Source organism: Agrobacterium sp. LEGMi-208b (assembly GCF_059511785.1).
This window is the reverse complement of sequence record NZ_CM183446.1, coordinates 1,475,383-1,485,000: the sequence shown is the minus strand read 5'-3', so window position 1 is coordinate 1,485,000 and position 9,618 is coordinate 1,475,383. Positions and strand designations below refer to the sequence as shown.

The following is a 9,618-nucleotide window of genomic DNA, read 5'->3' as shown; positions in this document are numbered from 1 at the left end:
TTATCGCAAGGGCCGTCACATGGTCACCATGGCCATTGATGACAGCAAGCGTTTCATCAAGGCCAGCGAACCGCCGAAGCTCGATGCCGTGGCGACCGCCTTCGACAGCACCCCGGCCCCTGCCGCCGGTCGCGATCTGCCAAGCGTTTATGACGGGGTCTACCGTGCGGCTTTGGCCTATGGCATGAACCAGAGCATGGTTTCCCAGCTCATCAAGCTTCTGGCCAGCAGCGTCGATTTTCAGGCGCAGCTCAAACCGGCAGATACGCTGGAAGCCTTTTTCTCCGTGGAAGACGCGGATGGCAAGGCGACGGACAAGTCGGAACTGCTCTACGTCAATGCCAAATTCGGCGACAACGAGACGCGTTTTTACCGCTTCCAGAACCCGGACGACAACAGCATCGATTATTTCGACGAGAATGGCAAAAGTATCCGGCAGTTCCTGTTGCGCAACCCCGTTCCGAACGGTCGCATGACCTCAGGTTTCGGCATGCGCCGCCATCCGGTGTTGAAGTTCAGCCGAATGCATACCGGCACCGACTGGGCCGCCGCCCGCGGCACGCCGATCATCGCGACGGGCAACGGCACTGTCGAAAAGGCCGGATGGGCCTCCGGTTACGGCAACCAGACGCTGATCCGCCATGCCAACGGCTATGTCTCCTCCTATAACCACCAGAGCGCCATCGCCAAGGGCGTCACCGAAGGTTCCAAGGTAAGGCAGGGTCAGGTCATCGGTTATGTGGGATCGACAGGTCTTTCAACCGGCGCGCATCTGCATTACGAGCTGATCGTCAACGGCACCAAGGTGGATGCGATGAAGGTACGCCTGCCGGGCGGAAAGTCGCTTTCCGGCGAGGCGCTGGCGCGTTTCTCCGATGAGAGAAAACGCATCGACAATCTGCTGAATATCGACGAAAAGCCCAATCAGGTGGCGAGCCGCTGATCTGCGGGAAGACCCGAACGACAATCCCCGCCATGTGAAAAGGGCTCCGTTTCCGGAGCCCTTTCATTTTATGCTGCATCGGCCGTTTCAGCTTCGGCCTCGCCCTTGGCGGGCTTGACCTTGAAGAGCAACCGGTCGGTGCCCGAGGTTACCTTGACCCGCGATCCATCGGGGATTTCACCGCCGAGAATCATTTCGGCGAGCCGGTCCTGAACCGATTTCTGGATCACCCGCTTCAGCGGACGCGCGCCGTAAGCCGGATCGTAACCCTTGTTGGCAAGCCAGTTGCGGGCATCCTCATCCAGCTCCAGCGTGATCTTGCGATCGGCCAGAAGCGAGACGAGGCGCTTCAGCTGGATCTCGACGATGGCCCCCATTTCGTCCCGCCGCAGGCGGTGGAACAGGATGATATCGTCGATACGGTTGAGGAATTCCGGCCGGAAATGCGACCGGACCCGTTCCATCACCAGATCACGAACCGAATCCACATCATCATTGTCGCCCATCTGCGTCATGAATTCCGAACCGAGGTTCGAGGTCATGATGATGATGGTGTTCTTGAAATCGACGGTGCGGCCCTGGCCATCCGTGAGGCGGCCATCATCCAGCACCTGCAGCAGGACGTTGAACACATCCGGATGCGCCTTTTCGATCTCGTCGAACAGCACGACCTGATAGGGCCGGCGGCGAACCGCTTCCGTAAGCGCACCGCCCTCCTCGTAGCCGACATAGCCGGGAGGCGCGCCGATCAGCCGGGCAACGGAGTGTTTCTCCATATATTCCGACATGTCGAGCCGAACCATCGCGGTTTCGTCGTCGAACAGGAAGCGGGCGAGCGACTTGGTCAGCTCGGTCTTGCCCACGCCCGTCGGGCCAAGGAAGATGAACGAGCCGATCGGGCGGTTCGGATCCTGCAGGCCGGCGCGCGAGCGGCGAACCGCCTTCGACACGGCCTGAACGGCCTCACCCTGCCCGACAACGGACTTGGCAAGCTCGTCTTCCATGCGCAGCAGCTTTTCCCGCTGGCCTTCCAGCATCTTGTCGACCGGAATACCCGTCCAGCGCGATACGACATGGGCGATATTATCCGCCGTCACCACTTCCTGCACCATCGAGCCGGCACCGCTGCTGTCACGGGCTTCCGCCGCAGCCAGTTCCTTTTCGAGGCCGGGAATGATGCCATAGGTCAGCTCGCCGGCGCGCTGGAACTGACCATTGCGCTGGGCAATCGCCAGTTCGTTACGGGCTTCGTCCAGCCGCTTCTTCAGGTCGGCGGCATGGCCGAGCTTCTGCTTTTCCGCCTGCCAGCGGGCCGTCAGCGCATCTGCCTTTTCTTCGGTGTCGGCCAGTTCGTCCTCGAGCTTCTTGAGGCGGTCGACGGAAGACTGGTCCGTTTCCTGCTTCAGGGCTTCGCGCTCGATCTTCAGCTGAATGATGCGGCGATCCAGTTCGTCCAGTTCTTCCGGCTTGGAATCCACCTGCATGCGAAGACGCGAAGCGGCCTCGTCCATCAGGTCGATTGCCTTGTCCGGCAGGAAGCGGTCGGTGATGTAGCGGTTGGAAAGCGTCGCAGCCGCAACCAGGGCCGAATCCGAGATGCGGACCTTGTGGTGCTGTTCGTATTTTTCCTTCAGGCCGCGCAGGATCGAGATGGTATCCTCGACGGTCGGTTCATCCACCAGCACGGGCTGGAAACGGCGGGCAAGGGCCGGATCCTTCTCCACATGCTTGCGATATTCATCGAGCGTGGTGGCGCCAACGCAGTGCAGCTCACCGCGGGCAAGCGCGGGCTTGAGCAGATTGGACGCATCCATTGCGCCATCGGCCTTGCCGGCACCGACCAGCGTGTGCATTTCGTCGATGAACAGGATGATGCCGCCATTTTCGGCCTGCACTTCATTAAGCACGGCCTTCAGGCGCTCTTCGAACTCACCGCGATATTTCGCGCCGGCGATCAGCGCGCCCATGTCGAGCGCCATCAGCTTCTTGTCCTTCAGGCTTTCAGGCACATCGCCATTGACGATGCGCAGCGCAAGCCCTTCGGCAATCGCCGTTTTACCGACGCCGGGTTCACCGATCAGCACGGGATTGTTCTTGGTGCGGCGCGACAGGACCTGAATGGTGCGGCGGATTTCGTCGTCACGGCCGATGACAGGGTCAAGCTTGCCTTCACGGGCCTCTTCCGTCAGATCGCGCGCAAACTTCTTCAGCGCGTCAAAACCCTGTTCGGCATTGGCGCTGTCAGCCGTGCGGCCCTTGCGGATATCGTTGATGACCTGGTTGAGCGCCTGCGCCGTTGCACCCGCCTTCTTCAGGGAAGCCGAGGTGGTGGCGGAACTTTCAATCGCAAGCGCCTGCAGAAGACGCTCGACGGTGACGAAACTGTCGCCAGCCTTCTTGGCAAGGTCTTCAGCGGTGGAAAAAACCTTGGCGAGCGGCGCCGTCAGCGAAAGGCCGCCATTGCCGCCGGAAACCTTGGGCAATTTTGCAAGGGCTGCGTCATTGGCGAGACGCGCTTCCTTGGCGTCGCCGCCGGCACGCTCGATGAGCGACGCGGCCATGCCCTGTTCGTCATCGAGCAGAACTTTCAGAACATGTTCGGGCGAAAACTGCTGATGGTTTTCGGCAAGCGCAAAGGTTTGCGCCGATTGCAGAAAACCGCGAACGCGTTCGGAGTATTTTTCAATATTCATAGTCGAACCTCCATAGACCGGCCCGCCCGCTTTCGGCACGGATCCGGGTGTTAGGGTTGAGGCTCCCTCAAAGGCAAGCCCCGCTACGACAGCCGTGTTTTAAGGATTTCACGATCGCCGCCTCTTGATGGCCGGTTGCCGGCGAATGCGGCTTCCGTCCTTCCTGCACGAATATGGGAGGCATTTTCATGGGTTTAAAGGGGCGGAATTCCGCTGTTCGGGAAATTTTCGCCTGACATGACAGGCATCAATTCCGCCCTTCGATCACGCCCGGGACGCCCGGTCTGTTTCACATCCATCGCCGAAAAACAAAAAACTCCGGCGAACCGGAGTTTTTCAATAGCGGGGCTGATTTGCAGACGCTGCTTATTCAGCCGCATTCTCAAGCGTGGCAGCTGGGGCCTCTTCACCGGCTGGCGCATCTTCGCCTTCGGCACCTTCCGCGGCGGCGGTGCGGCGCGGACGGCGCTGGCGCGGACCGGTTGCCCGGCGCGCCTTGGGTGCGCGTTCGGCCGGAGCTTCCGCCTGCTGCTGCTCTTCCTCGACGGCCACTTCCATCGGCGTGCCTTCGATGACGGGCTGCGGCGCCTGGCTGGCGTCATAGGCCGGCGGCTGCTGTTCGGCGGCCACCTGCGGCTGGCGCGGCTGGCGTTCCTGCCGCTCGCGGCGGTCGGGACGCTCACGGCGTTCCTGGCGCTGCTCGTTCCGCTCAGTGCGTTCCTGGCGTTCCGGCTGCTGCGCGCGCTCGACCTGTTCGGCCTGCTGCTGCGGTGCAACGACGTTATCGTCGCCGTCATTCATATCCATTTCGTCGCCATCGGCGGCATTGTACTCGCCACGGTCGTCGCGCTGGAAACGTTCCTGCATCTGGGCCTGGGCCGAAGCGATGATGCGGTTATAATGTTCAGCGTGCTGCAGGTAGTTCTCAGCGATCACGCGGTCGCCGGAACTCTGCGCGTCGCGCGCCAGAGCCGCGTATTTTTCCGCTATATGCTGGGCTGTGCCACGGATTTTAACATCGGGGCCGGAACTGTCATAAGTTCTGGTGAGCGGATTGCCGCCCTTGCGGTTGAAGTTGTTATTGTTACCGCCACCATTGTTATTGTTGTTGTTTCCACGCCCCCGGCCGCGCTTGTTTTGCTGTCCTGGCCTCATCAATTGCTCACCTGAATTCTGTTTTGCTGACAATCTGGTTGTTTTCATGCAATTCCGGGCGGAAAACCGCTGGAAATTTTTCCTGAAATTGCTCCATCACGCGTCTTGCCGAAGATAACCCCAGGGCAAGACCTCGCGTATGACGACCGGCTGCGCAAATGCTGCACCGAGCCGCCTGCGAACAAAGTTTACTGATTCACATGCCGGAAACGCCCAGCCTTTCAGGGCTCTCAAAAGAACCCGCTTCGGGACTGACCCATACCCTGACGAATCTCAGTTCGTCCTCAGCCACCCGGCATGTGGCCGCAAACTATCCCGCTTCCCGCGGAAATCCAAGCCTTTTCTTTTGCTGTGCAAAATATCCTTGCAAAAAATCCGCAGACATATCGCGAACAACTATCTCCGGAAGGTCAAAACTCTGTCGTTACCGCCATAATCCTTCGCGGCATCCAGAAGAGAGAAGCCGTGGGAAGCAAATATAGCGGAAACATCAAGCCTTTGATCGAAACCGATCTCCACACCGACAATCCCGTTTTCCACAAGAAAGCGGCCTGCGTCGGCAGCGATGAGGCGGTACGGTGCAAGGCCGTCCTGACCTCCGTCCAGCGCGGCCATCGGATCGTGGTTACGAACCTCTTGGTCGAGCGTTGCGACGATATCAGTCCTTATATAGGGCGGATTCGACACAATTATGTCAAAGCGGCCAGAGATTTTTTCGAACCAGTCACTGCGAATGGTTTCGAAGCGTGAATCGAGACCATTTCGAGCGGCATTTCTGGCCGCCGTTTCCAGTGCGTCCGCGGAAATATCACTGCCGATGCCGGATGCCTGCGCACATTCCTTTAGAAGCGCCAGACAGATCGCACCCGTTCCCGTGCCCAAATCCAGAATGCGGGCGCTACCCTTTCGGGAAACCGTCTCTTTTAACGCCGGCAACAGCGTATCGACGAGAACTTCCGTGTCCGGCCGGGGTTCGAGCGTCTCCTTCGACAAAAGAAGATCGAGACCATGAAACTCCCGGTGACCGAGAATGCGATGAACGGGTTCACCGCTGGCGCGACGTTCGATCATGGCGACAATACGAGCGTTTTCTTCCGAGGTGACCGGCCGCTCGGACTTCATCACGAAATCGGTCAATGAAAAATCGACGACTTCCGCAATCAGCAGCCGCGCATCGAGAAGCGGATCATCGATCCCGGCTGCCTGCAGCCTTTTGCGGGCGGCGGCAAGCACGCTCGCGACACTTGCTTCGGCCGCCGCGCTCAAAGCTGCTCGCCGAGCTGCGCCAGCTGGCCGGCCTGATAATCGGCGATCAGCGCATCCACAAGCTCGTCGATCTCGCCTTCGATCATGCGATCCAGCTTGTAAAGCGTGAGATTGATGCGGTGATCGGTGACGCGGCCCTGCGGAAAATTATAGGTGCGGATACGCTCGGAACGATCGCCGGAACCGACCTGGCTCTTGCGGTCGGCCGAGCGTTCGCTCTCCACCTTCTGCCGCTCGATGTCATAAAGACGCGAACGCAGGACCTGCATGGCCTTGGCGCGGTTCTGATGCTGCGATTTTTCCGAACTGGTGACGATCAGGCCCGTCGGAAGATGGGTGATGCGAACGGCGGAGTCGGTGGTGTTGACGTGCTGGCCACCGGCACCCGAGGCGCGCATCGTATCGATGCGGATGTCTTCCGGGCGGATTTCGACGTCGATATCTTCCGCTTCCGGAAGCACTGCGACGGTGGCGGCTGACGTGTGGATGCGACCGCTCGCTTCCGTCTCCGGCACGCGCTGCACCCGGTGAACGCCGGATTCGAATTTCAGCTTGGAGAACACCCCTCGCCCGGTGATCGTGGCGATGATTTCCTTGTAACCGCCCGCTTCGCCTTCGCTGGCGGAAAGCACTTCCACCTTCCAGCCCTTGGTCGAAGCGAAACGCTCATACATGCGGAACAGATCGCCGGCGAACAGCGCCGCCTCGGAACCGCCGGTGCCGGCGCGGATTTCAAGGATCGCGCTTTTTTCATCCGCCGCATCCTTGGGAAGCAAGAGGACCTGCATGTCCTTCTCAAGCTCTTCGATACGGCTCTCGATGTCCGGCAGCTCCATTTCCGCCAGATCGCGCATGTCCTTGTCGGTGGTTTTATCGGCAAGCAGCGCTTCCAGATCGGCGGCCTCGGAAACCGCCTTTTCGTAGTCGCGGATCTTCTTCACCACGGGCTCGAGTTCGGAATATTCCGAAGCGAGCTTCACATAGACATCCGCTGCCGGGCCGGCCGACATGCGCGCTTCGATCTCGCCGAAACGTCTTTCCAACTCGCGCATTTTTTCGACGGGAAGCTTCGCCACCAGTCACTCCAATAATGAAACAGGTCTTTAGCTTTAACGCATTTCCGGGCGGAAAACCGGGGTCCACTTTTCCTGGAAATGCTCTAAATGGGAATGGAATGCGTCGCGGCAAAGCGTAACAACACCTCGCGCGCGCTTTCCAGCGAATTGTGATCGTCCAGCGCCGCGTTCAGCTCTTCGGCAAGCTTGGTGGCATCGAGCCCGAGCAGCATCGCCTTGACCGGACCGATTGCCGTCGGCGACATGGAAACAGAACGGAAGCCGAGACCAATCAAAGCCATGGCCGAAAGCGGCTTGCTCGCCATTTCGCCGCACAGCGTGACGGAAGTATGGTGCCTTTCGCCGGCGCGCACGATATCGCGCAGAATGCGCAGGAACGGCTTGCCGAGATTATCGAAACGATCCGACACCCGTGCATTGCCGCGATCGACCGCCATCGAGAACTGGAACAGGTCGTTCGAGCCGACGGAGACGAAATCCACCTCCTGCATCAGCTCATCGAGCTGCCACATCAAGGATGGCACTTCCAGCATCGCGCCGAACTGCAGCTTTTTCGGCAGCGCATGGCTGAACTTCGAAAGATGCTGCACTTCTTTCTGCAACAGGTCGCGTGCGGCGCGGATTTCGGACACTTCCGTCACCATCGGCAACATCATGCGCAGTTCAGCACCGGAGGCGGCGCGCAAAAGCGCGCGCATCTGCGTGCGCATCAGGCCCGGCCGGTCGAGCGACAGGCGGATCGCCCGCCAACCCAGCGCCGGGTTTTCCTCTTCCTGGCCGCGCATATAAGAAACGACCTTGTCGCCGCCGATATCCAGCGTGCGGAAGGTAACGGTCTTGCCCTTGGCCTGGCGCAGAACGGAGCGGTAGAAAGCCTCCTGCTCCTCGCCCTTCGGCATGTTGGAGGCGATCATGAATTGCAGCTCGGTGCGGAACAGGCCGATACCATCGGCGCCGGATTCCTCCAGCTGCGGCAGGTCGACCAGCAGGCCGGCATTCATCTTCAGATTGACCTTCTGGCCATCCTTGGTAATCGGCTCGACATTGCGCAGCGCGCGGAACTGCTCCTGCCGCCGGGCACGCAGCCGCACCTTTTCTTCATAAGCGCGTTGCAGATCCGACATCGGCCGCAGATGCACCTGACCGTCATCGCCATCGATGATGATGGGGTCGTTGTTTTCCGCCAGCGCGACGATGCCGGCCGCCTGGCCAATAATCGGAATGCCCATGGCACGCGCCACGATGACGACATGGCTCGTCACCGCGCCGTCTTCGAGCACCAGACCTCGCAGTTTTTCACGCGGGTAATCAAGCAGTTCGGCAGCACCCATGGCGCGGGCAAGCACGATGGCGTCGAGCGGAAAATCCTGCTCCGGGCCACGACCGCCAAAACCGATCAGCTGGCGCAGCAGCCGGTTGGCGAGATCGTCGAAATCATGCATGCGTTCGCGCAGATAAGGATCGGTCAGGCGCATCATGCGCGCCTTGGTGTCGCTCTGCACCTTCTCGACCGCCGCTTCCGCCGTCAGGCCGTTGCGGATCGCCTCTTCCATGCGCCGCACCCAGCCCTGATCGTGGGCGAACATGCGGTAGGTTTCCAGAACCTCGCGGTGCTCACCCTCGGTCGGGACATCGCGGCGCTGCAACATGTCATCGATCGACAGGCGCAGCGACCCGATGGCGTCGGCAAGACGGCGGATTTCCGTATCCGCATCCTCGTTCAGAAGATTGGTGACGACGATTCGCGGATCATGCAGCACGACATGGCCAAGGCCGATGCCTTCGCCATAACCGTCGCCATCGATGGAAACGGCGCGCGTCAGATCAAGCTCCACGCCGGGGCGCGTGATCTTCTTCAACTCGCCGCTCGCCACTATTTCGGCAATGAGCATCGCGGTTGTCTCAAGCGCTTCCACTTCATCCTCCCGGTATGTTCGGCTGGCCTTGTTCTGGACCACAAGAACGCCAAGAGTGCGACCGGAACGCAAAATCGGCACGCCGAGGAAGGAATGATAAATTTCCTCACCGGTTTCAGGAAGATAGCGGAATGCGGGATGCGCCTGCGCATCGGAAAGATTGAGCGGCTGGGCCGAAGCGGCGATGGTGCCGACAAGACCTTGCCCCATTTTCAGCTGGGCAAGATGCACGGCATCCTTGTTCAGGCCTTCGGTCGCGTAAAGTTCCAGCACGCTGTCGGAACGCAGCACGTATACAGAGCAAACCTCCGCCACCATGTTGCTGGCAATCTGACGGACAATCTGGTCCAGACGCTCCTGCGGTTCAAGGTGCTCCGCCATCATTTCGCGCAGCCGCTTGAGCAGGACGCGCGGACCTGCGGAAAGGTCTCTCATCGCGTTTGCTCCCCGACGCTTCCGATCCGAATGTCATAATATTCGAGAATCAAAACGTCATTTAAAAATTTATAGCGCGAGAAGCGCGTCCCGCAAGGGACACGCTTTCATGAAACGCCACATCGGAAGAACGC

6 protein-coding genes (1 of these 6 only partly in view) are annotated in these 9,618 nt (G+C 59.9%); 1 reads left to right on the top strand and 5 read right to left on the bottom strand.

Annotated features, from left to right (window positions below):
* On the top strand, positions 1-943 hold the final stretch of the coding sequence (locus tag AC5YUO_RS21350) for a M23 family metallopeptidase (RefSeq protein WP_400820338.1). It extends 1,004 nt beyond the left edge of the window; 943 of the gene's 1,947 nt are visible here — the last part of the coding sequence; its start codon lies off the left edge, out of view; it ends in the stop codon at positions 941-943.
* A gap of 68 nt (positions 944-1,011) precedes the next feature.
* Here AC5YUO_RS21350 and clpB read toward each other — a convergent pair whose 3' ends face one another.
* From clpB to ptsP, 5 genes are all read right to left on the bottom strand, one after another.
* A complete protein-coding gene (clpB, locus tag AC5YUO_RS21345) occupies positions 1,012-3,636 on the bottom strand; it encodes an ATP-dependent chaperone ClpB (protein ID WP_400820341.1) in 2,625 nt (874 codons plus the stop codon).
* 366 nt (positions 3,637-4,002) lie between these two features.
* On the bottom strand, positions 4,003-4,791 hold the full coding sequence (locus tag AC5YUO_RS21340) for a DUF4167 domain-containing protein (protein WP_496155093.1): 789 nt from the start codon (positions 4,789-4,791) through the stop codon (positions 4,003-4,005).
* 396 nt (positions 4,792-5,187) lie between these two features.
* Complete coding sequence (prmC, locus tag AC5YUO_RS21335; RefSeq protein ID WP_496155092.1) at positions 5,188-6,057, bottom strand: peptide chain release factor N(5)-glutamine methyltransferase; 870 nt, start codon at positions 6,055-6,057, stop codon at positions 5,188-5,190.
* Positions 6,054-7,133: a peptide chain release factor 1 gene (gene prfA, locus AC5YUO_RS21330; RefSeq protein WP_496155091.1), complete on the bottom strand. Its 1,080-nt coding sequence runs from the start codon at positions 7,131-7,133 to the stop codon at positions 6,054-6,056. Before prfA ends, prmC begins: the two co-directional genes overlap by 4 nt.
* 83 nt (positions 7,134-7,216) lie before the next feature.
* Positions 7,217-9,484, bottom strand: a complete 2,268-nt coding sequence (gene ptsP / locus AC5YUO_RS21325; protein WP_496155090.1) for a phosphoenolpyruvate--protein phosphotransferase — start codon at positions 9,482-9,484, stop codon at positions 7,217-7,219.
* Positions 9,485-9,618 lie beyond the last annotated feature (134 nt).